This is a genomic window from Lutimaribacter saemankumensis (assembly GCF_900100005.1).
GTDB classification, from domain to species: Bacteria; Pseudomonadota; Alphaproteobacteria; order Rhodobacterales; family Rhodobacteraceae; genus Lutimaribacter; species Lutimaribacter saemankumensis.
Map to the genome: position 1 here is coordinate 52338 of NZ_FNEB01000004.1, position 17381 is coordinate 69718.

General features: G+C 64.7%; 17 protein-coding genes and 2 riboswitches. Of the genes, 12 read left to right on the forward strand and 5 right to left on the reverse strand.

Annotation, left to right across the window (positions count from 1 at the left end; genetic code table 11):
- Positions 1 to 111 precede the first annotated feature (111 nt).
- The 6 genes from BLT50_RS09255 (at position 112) to BLT50_RS09280 (ending at position 5045) form a co-directional block, all read left to right on the forward strand.
- The gene (locus BLT50_RS09255; RefSeq protein WP_090028401.1) at positions 112 to 1092 is read left to right on the forward strand and encodes a DMT family transporter; all 981 of its coding nucleotides are present in this window, start codon (positions 112 to 114) and stop codon (positions 1090 to 1092) included.
- A gap of 42 nt (positions 1093 to 1134) precedes the next feature.
- A complete protein-coding gene (pgsA, locus tag BLT50_RS09260; RefSeq protein ID WP_090028402.1) occupies positions 1135 to 1800 on the forward strand; it encodes a CDP-diacylglycerol--glycerol-3-phosphate 3-phosphatidyltransferase in 666 nt (221 codons plus the stop codon).
- Entirely contained in the window at positions 1797 to 2045 is a 249-nt protein-coding gene (gene moaD, locus BLT50_RS09265) for a molybdopterin converting factor subunit 1 (protein ID WP_090028403.1), read from the forward strand. The genes pgsA and moaD overlap by 4 nt, the downstream gene beginning before the upstream one ends.
- 2 nt (positions 2046 to 2047) lie before the next feature.
- On the forward strand, positions 2048 to 2491 hold the full coding sequence (locus BLT50_RS09270) for a molybdenum cofactor biosynthesis protein MoaE (RefSeq protein WP_090028404.1): 444 nt from the start codon (positions 2048 to 2050) through the stop codon (positions 2489 to 2491).
- Between the two features lie 86 nt (positions 2492 to 2577).
- On the forward strand, positions 2578 to 3006 hold the full coding sequence (gene lysM / locus BLT50_RS09275) for a peptidoglycan-binding protein LysM (RefSeq protein ID WP_090028405.1): 429 nt from the start codon (positions 2578 to 2580) through the stop codon (positions 3004 to 3006).
- Between the two features lie 155 nt (positions 3007 to 3161).
- Positions 3162 to 5045 (forward strand): acyl-CoA synthetase, encoded by a 1884-nt coding sequence (locus BLT50_RS09280; protein WP_090028406.1) that lies wholly within the window; start codon positions 3162 to 3164, stop codon positions 5043 to 5045.
- 51 nt (positions 5046 to 5096) lie between these two features.
- Here the strand turns inward: BLT50_RS09280 and BLT50_RS19020 are convergent, their stop codons facing one another.
- Entirely contained in the window at positions 5097 to 5324 is a 228-nt protein-coding gene (locus tag BLT50_RS19020; protein WP_139170504.1) for a hypothetical protein, read from the reverse strand.
- Positions 5325 to 5554: 230 nt separating this feature from the next.
- Positions 5555 to 6481 (reverse strand): MBL fold metallo-hydrolase, encoded by a 927-nt coding sequence (locus tag BLT50_RS09290; RefSeq protein ID WP_090028408.1) that lies wholly within the window; start codon positions 6479 to 6481, stop codon positions 5555 to 5557.
- Positions 6482 to 6629: 148 nt separating this feature from the next.
- Between BLT50_RS09290 and BLT50_RS09295 the strand changes: the two genes are divergently transcribed.
- Positions 6630 to 7826, forward strand: coding sequence for an MFS transporter (locus tag BLT50_RS09295; RefSeq protein WP_090028409.1), 1197 nt, complete (start codon positions 6630 to 6632; stop codon positions 7824 to 7826).
- Positions 7827 to 7892: 66 nt separating this feature from the next.
- Positions 7893 to 9218 (forward strand): glutamate--tRNA ligase, encoded by a 1326-nt coding sequence (gltX, locus tag BLT50_RS09300; protein ID WP_090028410.1) that lies wholly within the window; start codon positions 7893 to 7895, stop codon positions 9216 to 9218.
- A gap of 49 nt (positions 9219 to 9267) precedes the next feature.
- Here gltX and BLT50_RS09305 read toward each other — a convergent pair whose 3' ends face one another.
- From BLT50_RS09305 to BLT50_RS09315, 3 genes are all read right to left on the reverse strand, one after another.
- Entirely contained in the window at positions 9268 to 9825 is a 558-nt protein-coding gene (locus BLT50_RS09305) for a DUF2202 domain-containing protein (protein WP_090028411.1), read from the reverse strand.
- Positions 9826 to 9977: 152 nt separating this feature from the next.
- Positions 9978 to 11222 carry a DUF2254 domain-containing protein gene (locus BLT50_RS09310; RefSeq protein WP_245723341.1) on the reverse strand — a complete coding sequence of 415 codons (1245 nt, stop codon included), beginning with the start codon at positions 11220 to 11222 and terminating at the stop codon, positions 9978 to 9980.
- Positions 11219 to 11824 (reverse strand): gamma-glutamylcyclotransferase family protein, encoded by a 606-nt coding sequence (locus BLT50_RS09315; protein ID WP_090028412.1) that lies wholly within the window; start codon positions 11822 to 11824, stop codon positions 11219 to 11221. The genes BLT50_RS09310 and BLT50_RS09315 overlap by 4 nt, the downstream gene beginning before the upstream one ends.
- 94 nt (positions 11825 to 11918) lie before the next feature.
- Here BLT50_RS09315 and BLT50_RS09320 point away from each other — a divergent pair, with 94 nt between their 5' ends.
- The 4 genes from BLT50_RS09320 (at position 11919) to gcvP (ending at position 17109) form a co-directional block, all read left to right on the forward strand.
- A complete protein-coding gene (locus tag BLT50_RS09320; RefSeq protein WP_090028413.1) occupies positions 11919 to 12377 on the forward strand; it encodes an RrF2 family transcriptional regulator in 459 nt (152 codons plus the stop codon).
- A 49-nt stretch (positions 12378 to 12426) separates the two neighbouring features.
- A riboswitch (glycine riboswitch) is annotated at positions 12427 to 12513 on the forward strand.
- A gap of 5 nt (positions 12514 to 12518) precedes the next feature.
- Positions 12519 to 12584, forward strand: a riboswitch (glycine riboswitch).
- A 94-nt stretch (positions 12585 to 12678) separates the two neighbouring features.
- The gene (gene gcvT, locus BLT50_RS09325; protein WP_090028414.1) at positions 12679 to 13806 is read left to right on the forward strand and encodes a glycine cleavage system aminomethyltransferase GcvT; all 1128 of its coding nucleotides are present in this window, start codon (positions 12679 to 12681) and stop codon (positions 13804 to 13806) included.
- A 21-nt stretch (positions 13807 to 13827) separates the two neighbouring features.
- The gene (gcvH, locus tag BLT50_RS09330) at positions 13828 to 14187 is read left to right on the forward strand and encodes a glycine cleavage system protein GcvH (protein ID WP_090028606.1); all 360 of its coding nucleotides are present in this window, start codon (positions 13828 to 13830) and stop codon (positions 14185 to 14187) included.
- 69 nt (positions 14188 to 14256) lie between these two features.
- Positions 14257 to 17109 carry an aminomethyl-transferring glycine dehydrogenase gene (gene gcvP / locus BLT50_RS09335; RefSeq protein ID WP_090028415.1) on the forward strand — a complete coding sequence of 951 codons (2853 nt, stop codon included), beginning with the start codon at positions 14257 to 14259 and terminating at the stop codon, positions 17107 to 17109.
- Positions 17110 to 17381 lie beyond the last annotated feature (272 nt).

The following is a 17381-nucleotide window of genomic DNA, read 5'->3' on the forward strand; positions in this document are numbered from 1 at the left end:
GGGGCGTCTCCTTCCATCCTTGTTGGCCGCGACGTTAGCCGAGCGGCCGGCCCGCGAAAAGAGGTCGCTTTTGCGATAGGCGCGCTTTGTCCCCGGTGATAGGGCAGATGCATGCAATCCGGGATCGACAGAAACGCCATCGGCATCGCCTTCATCCTTGCAGGGGTGACGGCGATTTCGCTCAACGACATGCTGATCAAGCAGCTGTCGGGCGGCTATCCGCTGCACCAGATGGTGTTCATACGGTCGTCGATCGGCATCCTGTTTTCGCTGCTGCTGGTGCGGTGGGAGGGCGGCTTTCACCTGCTGGTCACGCGCACGCCCTGGCTGCATGTGCTGCGCGGCGTGATGGTGGTGATCTCCAACATGAGCTTTTTCGCCGCGCTTGCGGTGATTCCCCTGGCCGATGCCACGGCGCTGTTTTTCGTCGCGCCGCTGATGATCACGCTTTTGTCTATTCCGATCCTTGGCGAAAAGGTGGGGCCCTGGAGGATCGGGGCGGTGATGGTCGGGTTCGCGGGCGTCGTCGTGATGATGAAGCCCTGGGCGGGCCAGGCGGCGCTGGGCGTTCCGCGGATCGTCCTTTTCCTGCCTGTGATCGCGGCGCTGACCTATGCGCTGAACCAGTTGCTGACGCGGCGGCTTGGGGTGACGACCAGCGCCTCGGCCCTGGCGGTCTACATCCAGGGCACGTTCATCGCGATCTCGGTGCTGTTCTGGCTGGTGGCCGGCGACGGGCGGTATGCCGAGGGCGTCGGGAACGCCTCGCTCCAGTTCCTGTTGCGGGCCTGGGTCTGGCCCGCGGACGGCGATCGCTGGCTCTTTGTGGCGCTGGGGCTGAATTCGGCGATCGTGGGTTACTGCCTGAGCCAGGCCTACCGGATGGCCGATGCGGCCACGGTCGCACCCTTCGAATATGTGGGCCTGCCGCTCGCGGTCTTCTGGGGCTGGCTGATCTGGGCCGAGCTGCCCGATATCTGGGTCAGCCTAGGGATCGTTCTGATCATCGGCTCGGGGCTTTTCGTGTTCCTGCGCGAGGCGATGTTGAAACGGCGCATCGCCAGCGGGCGGCGTGTGCATCGCAGGTATTGACGGGCCTTCCCCCGGCCCTGCGAAGCGGCTAGGAAAGGTGCGATGAAATGGACATTGCCTAATATCCTGACGGTTCTGCGTCTACTGGCCGCGCCTGGCGTTGCGGTGATGTTTCTCTATTTCACGCGCCCCTACGCGGACTGGTTCGCGCTGCTGCTGTTCATGGGGGCGGCGATCACCGACTGGTTCGACGGCTACCTTGCCCGCGCCTGGAAACAAGAGACGAAACTGGGCGCGATGCTGGACCCGATCGCCGATAAGGCGATGGTGGTGATCGCGCTGATGGTGATCGTGGGCTATTCGTCCATGTCGCCCTGGTTGGTTTTGCCGGCCACCGTGATCCTGTTCCGCGAGGTGTTCGTCTCCGGCCTGCGCGAATTCCTGGGTGACACGGCCGGCACGCTGAAGGTCACGCAGCTGGCGAAGTGGAAAACCACGCTGCAGATGGTCGCGATCGCGGTGCTGTTTTCGCAGGGGGTGTTTGAACATTACTTCGGAATGTCCACATACGGGATGGATGCCGAACTTGTTTCGGACATTCTCGATGGCCGGGAACCCGATCTTCACGGGCTCTGGTGGAAGCTGGAGGGCATGATCTGGGCGGGCCATCTCGGGCTGACGCTGCTTTGGCTGGCAGCGGCGCTGACGCTGGTCACCGGCTGGGATTACTTCCGCAAGGCGGTGCCTTACCTGAAGGATGACAGATGATCGACGTTCTTTATTTCGCCTGGGTGCGCGAACGCATCGGAACCCCGCGGGAGACGGTGGAAACGCAGGCTGCCACGGTGGCCGAGCTTGTCGACGAACTGCGCGCCCGCGAAGAGCGTTATCAGGCCGCGTTTGCCGACCTGTCGGCCTTGCGCGTGGCGGTCGACCAGGATCTGACCGATTTCGATGCCCCGCTTTCCGGCGCGCGCGAGGTGGCGTTCTTTCCACCGATGACGGGGGGCTGACCTTGGCCGTGCGCGTGCAGTCCGAGCCGTTCGACCTGGGCGCCGAGGCGAATGCGTTCGCTGCCGCGCAAGGCGGGGGAATGGGGGCCATCGTGACCTTCACCGGCGTGGTGCGCGACGTGGCGGGTGGCCTGGATGCGATGGAGATCGAGCATTACCCCGGCATGACCGAACGTGCGCTGGAACAGATCGAGGCTCAGGCCCGCGACCGCTGGGGCCTGGGCGACGTGCTGATCCTGCACCGCTACGGGCGTATGCGGGCGGACGAGATGATCATGATGGTCGCCACGTCCTCGCGCCACCGCAAGGATGCGTTCGAGGCGGCGGAATTCCTGATGGACTACCTGAAATCCCGCGCGCCGTTCTGGAAAAAGGAATATACCGCCGAAGGTGCCGGCTGGGTCGCCGCGCGCGACGAGGACGAAGACGCGCTCAACCGCTGGTAAGGGAAAGCGGCAGGGCTTTTCCCCTTGTGATGTGTCGGGGGATACGAAAAACTCTCTGGCGTACTCAATCACGATGGAGGCCAGTTATGGGTCTGTTCAATTTCTGGAAGAAATCCGGCAAGCGCGTCGGAAAGGGTGGCGATGACGCCCCCAGCGCCGAGGAACTGCAAAAGGAAGTGGCTGACCTGGGCCTCGACACCAAGGGTGCCGAAATCTCGGTCGAGGGCGACAAGGTGACCGTCAAGGGCGGCACGATGAGCGCGGAAGAGCGCGAAAAAGTGATCCTTGCGGTCGGCAATGTCGAAGGCGTGGCCGCGGTCGAGGCCGAAGAGGCCGACGACGCGGTTTTCCATACCGTCGAAAAGGGCGACACGCTTTGGGCGATTGCCGAAAAGACGCTGGGCAACGGCGCCAAATACGAACAGATCTTCGAGGCGAACAAGCCCATGCTGAGCCATCCCGACAAGATCTATCCGGGCCAGGTGCTGCGCATTCCGGGCGGCAAATCGGCCTGATCGGGTTTTGTGACGTTGCGAAAAAGGGCGGGTTTCCCGCCCTTTTTTGATGACTGACGTAACTTCCCCGGCCTTGCACGGGGTCGATTTCCCCCGCAGACTGTTCGCGAGGAAAAAACAGCGCCCGGATATGGGCGGATCATGGGAGGAACGTCATGGCCTTTGCGAGTGTGCAGGATTCGGTATCCATCGAAAACGAAATGCCGTGGGCCGAGCGCGATGTGCCCACGACGCTGCACCAGATGCTCCGGCAGACGAAGGACAAGTTCGGCAAGAACAAGGCCGTCACCTTTCAGTTGCTTTCCGGCCCCGACGACAAGGCCGAAACGCTGAGCTGGGACGAGCTTTATGCCCGGACCTGCCAGGCGGCGAACCTGTTTCGCAGCCTCAAGGTCGGCGAGGACGATGTCGTCGCCATGGTCATGCCCAATTGCAACGAAACCGTCCTGACGATCCTGGGCGGGGCCATCGCCGGCATCATCAACCCGATCAACCCGCTGCTGGAGCCCGAACAGATCGCCGCGATCCTGCGTGAAACCAACGCCAAGGTCGTTGTCACGCTCAAGGCGTTTCCCAAGACGGACGTGGCGCAGAAAACCGCCGAGGCCGTGCGCCACGCGCCCAACGTGCATACCGTTCTCGAGGTCGATCTGAACCGCTACCTGACCTTTCCCAAGAACCTGATCGTGCCGCTGGTCCGGCCCAAGAACCCCGGCAATCACCATGCCGACGTTCTGGATTTCAACAAGGAACTGGCCAGGCAACCCCGCACGCTGCAATTCGCGGACAGCGCCGGCGACCGGGTGGCGGCCTATTTCCACACGGGCGGCACGACGGGCATGCCCAAGGTCGCGCAGCACCGTTATTCGGGGATCGTCTATAACGGGTGGCTGGGCGGCACGCTGCTTTACACGCCCGATGACAACGTGATCTGCCCGCTGCCGCTGTTCCACGTCTTCGCCTGCCACGTCATCCTGATGGCCTGCATCAAATCCGGGGCGCATGTGGTGTTCCCGACGCCCGCGGGCTATCGCGGCGACGGGGTGTTCGACAATTTCTGGAAGCTGATCGAACGCTGGAAGATCACGTTCATCATCACCGTGCCGACGGCGATCTCGGCGCTGATGCAGCGCCCGGTCGATGCGGATGTGTCCAGCGTCAAGACCTCGTTCTCGGGGTCGGCCCCGCTGCCGCTGGAACTGTTCCGGCGGTTCGAGGCCGCAACCGGCGTCACCATCGTCGAAGGTTACGGCCTGACCGAGGCGACCTGCCTGGTCAGCGTGAATCCGGTGGACGGCGAGAAGAAGGTCGGATCGGTCGGCATCCGCTTTCCCTATACCGATGTGCGCATCTTCAAGCAGGTCGATGGCGAACCGGTGGAATGCGCAACCGACGAGGTGGGTGAAATCTGCGTCGCCAACCCCGGCGTCTGGGCCGGCAACACCTACACCGAGGCCGACAAGAACCGTGACCTCTATTACCACGACAAGTACCTGCGCACCGGCGACCTGGGCCGGATCGACGCCGACAATTACATGTGGATCACCGGCCGGGCGAAAGATCTGATCATTCGCGGCGGGCACAATATCGACCCTGCCGAGATCGAGGATGCGCTCCTGGCGCACAAGGATGTGGCCTTTGCCGGCGCTATCGGCCAGCCCGACGCCCATGCCGGCGAAATTCCCTGCGCCTATGTCGAACTGGTTTCCGGCGGCACGGTCACGGCAGAAGAGTTGCGCGAACACTGCAAGGTGCATGTCCATGAGCGCGCCGCATTGCCAAGGCATGTCGAGATCCTGGATGAACTGCCCAAGACCGCGGTGGGCAAGGTGTTCAAGCCGGACCTGCGCAAGCGGGCCATCACCCGTGTCTACAACGCCGCGCTGGAAGAGGCGTCGCTGAACGCGAAGGTCGTCGAAGTGATCGACGACAAGAAACGCGGCCTTGTCGCGCGGGTCGAGCGCACGGGCGTGCTGCACGATGATGAGGTGGGTCATGTCCTCGGCGCCTTCACCCGCCCGTGGGAATGGGCCGAGTGAAGAGGGCGGGCTGGCAGGTGCCAGCCCCGGCCCTTACCGCTGGTATCGGCGCTATCTGACCGGGCTGTTCAGCCTGCGGAAGAGGCAGGCCGCGGCCATCAGCGCAAGCACGGTCAGCAACAGCCATGCCATGCCCGATTGCCGGTGCGTCACGGTGGCGGTTTCCGGGTCAAGGCAACGATCCAATTCGTTGAAGCAATCGGCCTGCTGGTAGATCTGCACGATGAACATGGCCGCCGACATCATCGACAGGCCAACCAGCGCCGCGACCAGTGCCAAGCTGAGCGGCGATGCCCTTTTTGGGGATGCGGGGGCGGCAGGGCGTGGTTTGAACATCGCGGACATTTCCAAGCGTGCGGGGCCTTCGACAGGGTTGCGATGCCGGCGTTGGCGGAAAGCCGGCACGCTGCCCCCAGTCTATACAAACGAAAACCCCGCCGAGACAGCGGGGTTTCCTGAAAATCAGGGGCCGCCGCGCGGGGCGGTCCCTTTTTCCGGCGCGGGCCGGGTCAGCTCATCACGAACTGATAGCTGGCCGGCACGTATTCGAACCCGTCGCCGCGGGTTTCCACAAAGCCGATCGCCGGGAAGGGCATGTGGTATCCGATGAACGGCACCTTGTCGGCGGCCATCATGCCCAAAAGCTGGCGGCGTGTCGCGGCGGCGGCGGCCTTGTCGCGGTCGAACTTGACCTCCCAATCCGGGTAGGCCAGCGACCAGACATAATGGTTGGCGAAATCCGCGCCCAGCACAAGCTGCTGCCCGTCGCTTTCCAGCATGTATGTCATGTGGCCCGGCGTGTGGCCGAAGGCGGCCATCGCGGTCACGCCCGAGGCGACGCTGCCGCCATCGTCCAGCATGGTGGTCTTTTCAGCCAGAGGGCGGACGTTGTTTTCGAACCCTTCATTGCCCGACATTTCCCAGGCGTCGAATTCCACCGCGCCGGTCATGTAGGAGGCATTGCCAAAGGTGGGTGCGCCATCGGTCATCAGCCCGCCGATATGGTCGCCATGCATGTGCGTGATCACCACCTTGTCGATCTGTTCGGCGGTGTAGCCTGCCGCCTGCAGGGCCGCCGTGGTGCCCGCGCCGTTCAGGCCGGTGTCGAACAGGATCAGCTCGGACCCGGTGTTGACGACGGTCGGCGTGAAATAGAACTGCGCCTTGTCGGTCGGGATCATGTTGGCGGCCGACACTTCGGCGAATTCGTCAGGCGTGACGTTCATGCCGAAGATGCTTTGCGGTTCGGGCACGGTGCGGGTGCCGGCCAGCAGGGTCGTCACCTCGAAGCTGCCCAGCTTCATGCGTTTGAACTGGGGCATGGCGACGCCCAGCATTTCGGCGGCGGCCAGCGCCGGGCTGGACGCGGCGGCGGCGATGGGCAGCGATGCGGCCGAGGCCAGGACGCTGCGGCGGGTCAGTTTGTGGTCGGTCATTGCAGGATTCCTCCATTGAACTGCGCCAAAAGATAATGCGACGATGGTGGCCGTGTTTGTGAATTCCCGCGCATCCCCTGTGCCTTGACGCAGGGTAAGTTGTAGGGGGCGCAAACCGTCCGTCCAGTGAGGCAGGGGCAAAAACGAGATGCTGGAAATCCTGAAGGCCCGTGATTTCGCGCTTTTGTTTTCCGCGCAGGTCGTCGCGCTGCTGGGCACGGGGCTGATGAGCGTGGCGCTGGGCCTTTTGGCCTATGATCTGGCCGGCGGCGATGCCGGGGTGGTTCTGGGTACGGCCTATGCGATCAAGATGGTGGCCTATGTAGGGCTGTCGCCGGTGGCGCATGCCGTCGTCGCGCGGTTGCCGCGCAAGGCGGTTCTGATCGGTGCGGACGTGGTGCGCGGGGGCGTTGCGCTATGCCTGCCCTTCGTGACCGAGGTCTGGCAGATCTACATTCTGATCTTCGTGCTGCAGGCCGCATCGGCCACCTTTACCCCGACCTTCCAGGCGGTGATCCCCGACATCCTGACGGACGAGGCGCGGTATACCCGCGCGCTGTCGCTGTCGCGGTTGGCCTATGACATCGAAAACGTCGCCAGTCCGGCGCTGGCTGGGCTGTTGCTGCTGGTCATGCCGTTCTCGGCGCTGTTTGCGGGCACGGCGCTGGGGTTTGCCGCGTCAGCGCTGCTGGTGCGGCGCGCGACCGTGCCGCCGGTGTCCGAGGCGGCGGGAACCGCACCTTTTGTCACGCGGGCGACGGCGGGCATCCGGCACTATCTTGCCACGCCGCGCCTGCGCGGGCTCCTGGCGCTTAATCTGGGCGCGGCGGCATCGGGCGCGTTCGTGCTGGTCAATACGGTGGTGCTGGTGCGGTCCGGGTTCGGCATGGACGAAGCTGCGCTTGCGACCGCGATGGCGGCGTTCGGGGCCGGGTCGATGGCGGCCGCGCTTGTCGTGCCGCGTGCGGTCGAGGCGCTGGGCGACCGTCCGCTGATGATCGGGGCGGGATGGGCGCTGGGTGTGCTGACACTTGCGGCCGGCGGTTGGATGGCAGGGCAGGGCCTGCCCGCATGGCCGGTCTTTCTGGGGCTTTGGGGCATGATCGGCGCGCTTTATTCCGCGATCCTTACGCCTTCGGGGCGGCTTATCCGCCGGTCGGGGGATGCCGCCGAGCGGCCGGGGCTGTTCACCGCGCAATTCGCGCTCAGCCATGCGTGCTGGCTGCTGACCTATCCGCTGGCGGGGTATGCCGGGCGGGTGTTGGGTATGCCGGCGGCGATGCTGATCCTGGGCGCGCTGGCGCTGGGCGGTGTGCTGGCCGCGCGGCGTGTCTGGCCGGCCTAGGGCCGCGCGGTTTCTGGACAATTCCGCGCGGGTGTGCGATGGCCCGCGCCAACAGGAGACATCCCGATGACAACCACCCGTTTCGCCCCGTCGCCCACCGGCTATATCCATGTAGGCAACCTGCGCACCGCGCTGATGAATTACCTGATCGCCCGCAAGGCCGGCGGCACCTTCATCCTGCGGATCGACGACACTGACCAGGAACGGTCGAAGCAGGAATATATCGACCAGATCCAGCGCGACCTGGAATGGCTGGGCCTGACCTGGGACCGCATCGAATACCAGTCCAAGCGTCTGGACCGCTACGCCGAAGCCGCCGACCGCCTGCGTGAGATGGGCCGGTTCTACGAGGCGTTCGAGACCCCGACCGAACTGGACCTGAAGCGCAAGAAGCAGCTCAACATGGGCAAGCCGCCGGTTTACGACCGCGCCGCGCTGGCGCTGTCGGAGGCCGAAAAGGACAAGCTGCGGGAAGAGCGTGGCCCCGGCGTGTGGCGTTTCAAGCTGGATCACGAGCGGATCGAGTGGGAAGACGGCATCCTTGGCCCGATCTCGATCGACGCGGCCAGCGTCAGCGACCCGGTGCTGATCCGGGCGGACGGGCAGGTTCTTTATACCATCGCGTCGGTCGTGGACGACACCGAGATGGGCGTGACCAACGTCGTGCGCGGTTCGGACCATGTGACCAACACCGCCACGCAGATTCAGATCATCCGGGCGCTGGGCGGCAATGTGCCTGCCTTCGCGCATCATTCGCTGCTGACCGGCCCGCAGGGCGAGGCGCTGTCGAAACGGCTGGGTGCGCTGTCGATCCGCGACCTGCGCGCGCAAGGCGTGGAACCCGCCGCGCTTTTGTCGCTGATGGCACGGCTGGGGTCGTCCGACCCGGTGGAGCTGCACAGTTCGCTGGAAGAGCTGGCCGAAGGCTTCGACATCTCGCGCTTCGGTTCGGCGCCGACCAAGTTCGACGAACGCGACCTGTTCCCGCTGACCGCGCATTACCTGCAGCAATTGCCGCTGTCCGAAGTGGCGGGCGACATTGCGGAACTGGGCGTGCCGGACGATCTGGCGGAACGGTTCTGGACGGTGACGCGCGACAACATCACCACGCGGGCGGACCTTGCCGGCTGGTGGGCGATGTGCCGCGACGGAGCGACCCCGGTTGTGGCGGACGAGGACCGCGAATTCGTGAAAGAGGCATTGGCGATGCTGCCCGAGCCGCCCTTTGCCGATGATACATGGTCCAACTGGACCACGGCGGTGAAAGAGGCGACGGGGCGTAAGGGCAAGCCGCTTTTCATGCCGCTGCGCCTGGCGCTGACAGGGCAGAAATCGGGCCCCGACATGGGCGACCTGATGCCTCTGTTGCAGAAGGTGCCGCAGGTCGGCTGACCGCCCGCACGGTATGACCCGCCAGCCCGAAAGCTGGCGGGTTTTTCGATCACGCCAGCATCAGCGCGAACGCATCGAGGTGATAGGACGACCCTGTAAGCAGGTTGTCGTAAACCTCGGCCAGTTGGGTGCCTTCGACGTCTTCGATCGCGGCGGCGATATCGACCATGTCCTTTTCCTCGATCGCCAGCCCGACCTCGAGCGCATCGGTCAGCGACTCGCTCCCTTCGGCCAGCAGGGTGTCGTACATTTCCTGCAGCTCGGGGTTGGTGAACTCTCCGGCATCGGCCAGCACGAACCGGTCGGTGTCGATGTCCAGACTATCGGCCACCTGGATCAGCGCGTCGAAATGCTTGTCCTCGGACTGGGCGATGTTGTCGAAGATCTTGACCCCGTAAAGGTCATAGAACGCCTCGTAGATGTCGCCGGCCAGTTTTTCCTCTTCGATCATGTAAAGAAGCTCGGATACGGCTGCGTCGGAATAGGTCGCGGACGTGTGGCTGCTGTCGTCGGAGGCGTGAGCGTCCACCGTTGTGCCGGAATCGTGACCATGTTCGAAACTCTTGAGCTTTTGCTTGCCCATACTCGAGAATTTGTACTGCTTCATATGATAACCTCTTTTTCTTTCAGTCGGTTATCGCGCGTTCCTTAGTCATATATTAATTTTAATATGTGTCTTTTGTAAGGCTTGCAACCACGCCTTGACGCCTTGGGCGGGGAATGGCCCATGGCAAGGCGGATTTCGGCGCATCGTGGAAATCAGACGCGGTCGAGCGCGTCCTTTTCGGACTCGAGCTTCAGGGCAAGCTGCGCATGATCGCGCGCACGGTCCGCCATGTCAGAGGCGGCTTGCGCGAGGTCTTTGGCCGGTGCCTCGGTCAACGCCAGCAGCACGCGGCGTAGCGCGCGGGCCACCTCGATCTGCGCGGCCCCGTCGCGCGCCGTGGCCAAAAAAGCGGCGTCGACCATGTCCACGTCACGCGGCACGGGCAGAAAGACACGCGAAAACCGTGGTGGTTTCGGTTGGCTATCATTCGTGGCGTAATCCCACAAAAGGGTGCCGAGGCGGGTCACCACCTCGATCGCGGTGCCCGGGTCGTTCACCCCCGGCGACAGGGCGCGCGACGCGATTTCCGACAGCGTCGTCAGGCCGAAGGCGGGATCCTGTTCATGCGTCCGTATGCCGCCGATCACGAAGCAGTGCGCGATCCGGTCGAGCGTGGCGTCGCTGACCGTGCCGCCGACCTGCGCGATCGGCTGGCCGCGCAGGACATGTTGGCCGGGCGCATGCGTGATGTAGATCGATGCCGATTTGCCCGCGCATTCCTGCAACCGGCCCAGATCGGCCAACTGCACATAGCCCGACCGCAGGGCGGGCACCGGGGTGGTGCGTTCGGGCATGACGGTATTGCCGTCCAGCGGGTTTGCGCCCAGGGCCGGTTCGCGGGTGCGCGCGATTAGGCTGCGGCGGGCGCGGTCATAGGCGACGGCCATGCTGTCGTCCATGCTGCCCAACTGGCTGAGATGTTCGATCCAGCGCAGCATGGCGATCACCACCATCGCGACGACGAATATCGTCACGCCCATCACCACGACCGCCGTTTCGCTGCCGTAGAATTTTGCGCGGAACAGGATGATCGTGGTCAGCGAATAGACAAAGGCCCCGATAAAGGCCGCCAGAACGCTCTGAGTGGTGGTGTCTTCCAGCAGCAGGCGGTGAATGCGCGGGGTGGCGTTGGCGGCGGCGGCGCGGTGGGCGGCCACCATCACGTTCAGTGAAAAGGTCGAAACGGCCAGCATGGACGAGGCCAGGATGGTCAGCACGGGCATGACCGCGTCCGGGCCGATGCGGCTGGCCAGGCGTTCGGGCATCCACGGCTCGACCGCCGGGGCGGCCAGTGCGGCGATCCCCGCCAGCAGGGCAAAACCCGCCACGCGGACACCCAACCTGCGCCAGGCGCGGCGCAGCAGCATCAGCGGCAGGTAGAGCGTCTGGCGTATCACCTCGCGGCCTCCGGTCTGCGGGTCAGGATCGTGGGGTCGAGCGGTATCCGCCGCGCGCCCACCTGTTCGAGCGCGTCATCGACCATCTTGCGTTCCGCCGGCGCCAGCGCCTGGTGGCGCGGATAGACCGGATCGGCGCGGTCGTCCATGACCGGCGAGGCCCAGCCGTCGGTCGTGGCCAGGAACGCCGCCACGCCCTCGGCGCCGAATTCGTTGAAATAGCCCTGCATGACCACATCGACATAGCTGAGCAGGATCGGGTGGTCGTCGCTGGGCGCGTGGTGCGCGCCGTCGGGGATCGCGTAGATCGCGATCTGCGGGCGGTGGGGCAGGGGGTGATGCACGTCATCGCTGACATGCACGCGGTCATAGGCGTGTTCGCGTTGGTCCAATGCGGCCCAGCTGTGCCCCGGCACAGCCGCGATCAACCCGTCGATGCGGGCGGCCGGGTCGGGTACCGCCGTAAGGAAAGCCACGGCACGCTGAGGCGTTCCGCGCCAGGCCCGGCGCCAGCCGCGCACGCTGGCGCGGTGGGCGTTTTCGAACCCGTGGGTGGCCCGGTTCACAAGCGAGCCGTAGCCAAAGAAAAATGCATCATCCATGCAACAAATGTAGCCGCTCTTGATTCAGGTCAATCCGAAGACACCGCGTTTCGGTGCAGGATGCTTGCCACATCTTGCAGCGAAAGACAGCCCCTTGCGCATAACCAAACGTACCAACCTGGCCATCCGTGTCCTCATGTTCTGTGGGGCGAATTCCGAACGCCTCGTCACGAAAAGCGAGATCGCGGACCGGTGCAACACGTCTGAAAATCACCTTGCCCAGGTGATCAACCAGCTTGGGCAGCTTGGGTATCTGCACACCCAGCGCGGCCGCAACGGCGGCATCATGCTGGCCCGCCCGATGGACCAGATCGTCATCGGGGACGTGTTCCGCCAGCTTGAGGCGAGCGTGCCGCTGGCCGAATGTTTTGCCGATGTCGACAACACCTGCCCGCTGGTCGAGGCATGCCGTCTGCGGCTGGCCATCGCAGATGCGGCTGACGCCTTCTATGCTCATCTCGACGAGGTGCGCCTGGATGCGCTGGTTTGCGGCAATGATCGCTTGCTGGATATCCTCGTGCCGGCCCGCTGTGCGACGGCAGAGGCACGCTAGCATACGAAAACGACCCCTTGTCGTGCGGCACCGACTCGGCTAACCCTAGTTCACCAGCACGGGAGAACCGGTCAGACCGGTGCCGAAGGAGCAACCGCCCCGGAAACTCTCAGGCCAAAGGGACCGCGCTGGACAGGAAGACTCTGGAGAGAGGCGCGCCGGACGCGTCCGCCGAAGGGATAGCGATCTCAGGCAAGAAGGACAGAGGGGGCATCGGCGCACCGGGAAAGCGGTGCAGAATGATGCCCGGTGACGTCTTTGCCCGTATCACCGCGCAGGAACCCTTGGGGGGTATGGGTTGATGACGGAACTGAAACGGCTGGCGCTGCACGATCTGCACACAGAACTGGGCGGCCGCATGGTGCCTTTCGCGGGGTATGAAATGCCCGTTCAATATCCTGCGGGCGTCATGGCCGAGCACACCCATACCCGTGAAAAGGCAGGGCTGTTCGATGTCAGCCACATGGGGCAGGTGATCCTGCGTGCCGGCAGCTACGAGGACGCAGCACTTGCGCTGGAGTCGCTGGTGCCGGTCGATGTCGCCGGGCTGTCCGAAGGGCGGCAGCGCTACGGGTTTTTCACCAACGACGCGGGTGGGCTGCTGGACGACCTGATGCTGGCCAACCGGGGCGATCACTTGTTCATGGTGGTAAATGCCGCCTGCAAGGTTCAGGACATCGCGCATATGCGCGCCGCGCTTGAGCCGCAGGGTGTCGCGGTCGAGGAAATCACCGACCGTGCGCTTCTGGCGCTTCAGGGCCCGATGGCCGAGGCGGTGCTGGCCGCGCATGCGCCTGCCGTTGCCGGCATGCGGTTCATGGACGTGGCGGTGATGGAAATCGACGGGGCGGAATGCTGGATTTCCCGTTCGGGATACACCGGCGAGGATGGTTACGAGATTTCGGTGCCCGAAGGGGCGGCCGACGGTTTCGCCCGAAAGCTGCTGGCAGATGACCGCGTCCTGCCGATCGGGCTGGGCGCGCGCGACAGCCTGCGGCTGGAGGCCGGGCTTTGCCTTTACGGACATGACATCGACGCGGGTACGACGCCGGTTGAGGCCGGGCTGACCTGGGCGATCCAGAAAATCCGCCGTCCGGGCGGCGCGCGGCCGGGCGGCTATCCCGGCGCCGACCGCATCGCGCACGACCTTGACGAGGGGCCGGCCCGGCGCCGCGTGGGCCTGCGCCCCGAAGGCCGCGCACCGATGCGCGAGGGCGTGGCGCTGTTCGCGACCGAGGACGGAGAAGACCAGATCGGCAAGATCACCTCGGGCGGGTTCGGTCCCACCGTCGGTGCGCCCGTCGCGATGGGATACGTGCCCGCGCAATTCGCCGAACCCGGCACGCGGCTGTGGGGCGAGGTGCGCGGAAAGCGCCTGCCCGTGGCCGTCGCCCCGCTGCCCTTTACCCCCGCCAATTTCAAACGCTGAAACCAACAAGGGATGGACCCCATGAAATTCACCGAAGACCATGAATGGCTGCGCGTCGAAGACGATCTGGTTGTCGTCGGCATCACCGAGCACGCCAGCACGCAGTTGGGCGATGTCGTGTTCGTCGAACTGCCCGAGGTCGGCACCAAGGTGGCCGCCGGCGACGAGATCGTCGTGATCGAAAGCGTCAAGGCCGCATCCGACATCGTGGCCCCCGTGGACGGCGAGATCGTCGAGGTGAACGACGCCATCGTGGACGAGCCCGGCAAGGTCAACGAAGACCCGCTGGGTGCGGCATGGTTCTTCAAGTTGAAGGTCGAGGACATGGACGAGATCGACAAGTTCATGGACGAGGACGCCTATAAAGAATTCGTGGGCTGACGCCTGCGAAAGGGTGGGCCGCGCGGCCCGCCCGACGCCACCACCAGATAGCCATAGCGGGACAAACCGATGCCCTTCGAGCCGACCGACTACCTGCCTTACGATTTCGCCAACCGCCGCCATATCGGCCCCTCGCCCGACGAGATGGCCGATATGCTCGAGGTCGTGGGGGCCGACAGCCTTGGTGCGCTGATCGACGAAACCGTGCCAAAGAGTATCCGGCAGGAAAAGCCGCTGGATTTCGGCAAGCCGAAATCCGAGCGTGAACTGCTTTGGCACATGCGGCAGGTCGCCAAGAAGAACGAGGTTCTGACCACGCTGATCGGGCAGGGGTATCACGGCACGGTCACGCCGCCCGCGATCCAGCGCAACATCCTGGAAAATCCGGCCTGGTACACCGCCTATACCCCCTACCAGCCCGAGATCAGCCAGGGCCGGCTCGAGGCGCTGCTGAACTACCAGACGATGGTGGCCGACCTGACCGGGCTTGAAATCGCGAATGCCTCGCTGCTGGACGAGGCGACGGCGGCGGCCGAGGCGATGACGATGGCGCAGCGTGTCGCGAAATCCAAGGCGAAGGCCTTTTTCATCGACGAGAATTGCCATCCCCAGAACATCGCGGTGATGCGCACACGGGCCGAGCCGCTGGGCATCGAGGTGATCGTCGGCGCCCCCGAAGAGATGGACGCCGCCCAGGTGTTTGGCGCGGTATTCCAGTATCCCGGCACCTATGGCCATGTGCGCGATTTCACCCCACAGATGGACGCCATGCACGAGGCGGGCGCGATCGGCATCGTGATCGCCGACCCGATGGCGCTTTGCGTGCTGAAGGAACCCGGCGCGATGGGCGCCGATATCGCCGTGGGCAGCACCCAGCGCTTTGGCGTGCCGATGGGCTATGGCGGGCCGCACGCGGCCTACATGGCGTGCCGCGACGCCTACAAGCGCGCGATGCCGGGCCGGCTGGTCGGGGTGTCGGTGGACAGCCACGGCAACCGCGCCTACCGGCTGGCGCTGCAGACCCGCGAGCAGCATATCCGCCGCGAAAAGGCCACCAGCAACGTCTGCACCGCGCAGGCCCTGCTGGCGGTGATGGCGTCGATGTATGCGGTGTTCCACGGACCCAAGGGGCTCAAGGCGATTGCGCAGCGCATCCACCGCAAGACCGTGCGCCTGGCGCGCGGGCTGGAAGAGGCCGGTTTCGAGATCGAACCGGCGGATGGGTTTTTCGACACGATCACGGTCGAGGTCGGGCTGTTCCAGCGCGGTGTTCTGCAGGCCGCGGTCAAGGAGGGCGTGAACCTGCGCCGCGTCGGCAAGACCAAGGTCGGCATCACCTTTGACGAGGCGACCCGACCCGCGATCATCGAAGCGGTCTGGCGCGCCTTCGGCATCCACCGCAAGGACGAGGATCTCGATCCGGAGTACCGCCTGCCCGATGCGCTGGTGCGGACCAGCGATTACCTGACCCACGATGTGTTCCACATGAACCGGGCTGAAACGGAAATGATGCGCTACATGCGCCGTTTGGCCGACCGCGATCTTGCGCTCGACCGGGCGATGATCCCGCTGGGATCGTGCACGATGAAGCTGAATGCCGCGGCCGAGATGATGCCGATCAGCTGGCCCGAGTTTTCCAACATGCACCCGTTCGCGCCGGTCGATCAGGCGCGGGGCTATGCCGAAATGGTGCAGGATCTTTCGGAAAAGCTGTGCGTCATCACCGGCTATGACGGTATGTCGATGCAGCCCAATTCCGGCGCGCAGGGTGAATATGCGGGGCTTTTGACGATCGCCGCCTATCACCGCGCGCGTGGCGAGGGGCACCGCAACATCTGCCTGATCCCGGTCAGCGCCCACGGCACCAACCCCGCCAGCGCGCAGATGGTCGGCTGGAAGGTTGTGCCGGTGAAATCGGCCGAGAACGGAGATATCGACCTCGAAGATTTCCGCGCCAAGGCCGAGCAGCACGCGGAAAACCTGGCGGGCTGCATGATCACCTACCCCTCGACCCACGGCGTGTTCGAGGAAACGGTCAAGGATGTCTGCAAGATCACCCATGATCACGGCGGGCAGGTCTATATCGACGGGGCGAACCTGAACGCGATGGTGGGCCTGTCGCGGCCGGGCGATCTGGGCGGCGATGTCAGCCACCTGAACCTGCACAAGACCTTTGCCATCCCGCATGGCGGGGGCGGGCCGGGCATGGGCCCGATCGGGGTCAAGGCGCATCTGGAGCCCTATCTGCCGGGCCATCCCGAAACCGGCGGGGCCGAAGGGCCGGTATCTGCGGCGCCTTACGGGTCGGCCTCGATCCTGGCAATCTCTTGGGCCTATGTGCTGCTGATGGGTGGCGAGGGCATGACACAGGCCACGCGCGTGGCGATCCTGAATGCCAACTACATCGCAAAGCGGCTCGAAGGGGCGTATGACGTGCTTTACAAGGGCCCGACGGGCCGCGTGGCGCATGAGTGCATCATCGACACCCGCCCCTTTGCCGAAAGCGCAGGCGTGACGGTGGACGACATCGCCAAGCGGCTGATCGATTGCGGGTTCCACGCCCCCACGATGAGCTGGCCGGTGGCCGGCACATTGATGGTGGAGCCGACGGAAAGCGAAACCAAGGCCGAGCTCGACCGCTTCTGCGACGCGATGCTGGCCATCCGCGAGGAAATCCGCGCGATCGAGGAAGGCCGGATGGACCCGGAAAACAACGCGCTGAAGAACGCGCCGCACACGATGGAAGACCTCGTGCGCGACTGGGACCGGCCCTACAGCCGCGAACAGGGCTGTTTCCCGCCGGGCGCCTTCCGCGTCGACAAGTACTGGCCGCCGGTCAACCGCGTCGACAACGCCTGGGGCGACCGGCACCTGGTCTGCACCTGCCCGCCGATGAGCGACTACGCCGAAGCGGCGGAGTAGAACGACCTGACCGCGCGCTTTTGGCGGCGCGCGGTCGGCCCGTCACCGGCCGGAACGGTGCGGTGCTGGATGTTCCCGGTCAGTTAACGGAGCATTGAAAGGTCCGCAGCGCCTGCATCTGGCGGCATTGGCCGCTATAGCTGTCCAGTTGGCTGCACACCTGTTGCGTGTCGTTGAACGGCAGCGCGCGCGCAAAGCCCAGGACCGGCAGCGGTTGCTGGCCTCGTTGGTCGCCATCGTCCAGCTGATCTGCTCGGTCAGCGGGTCATAAC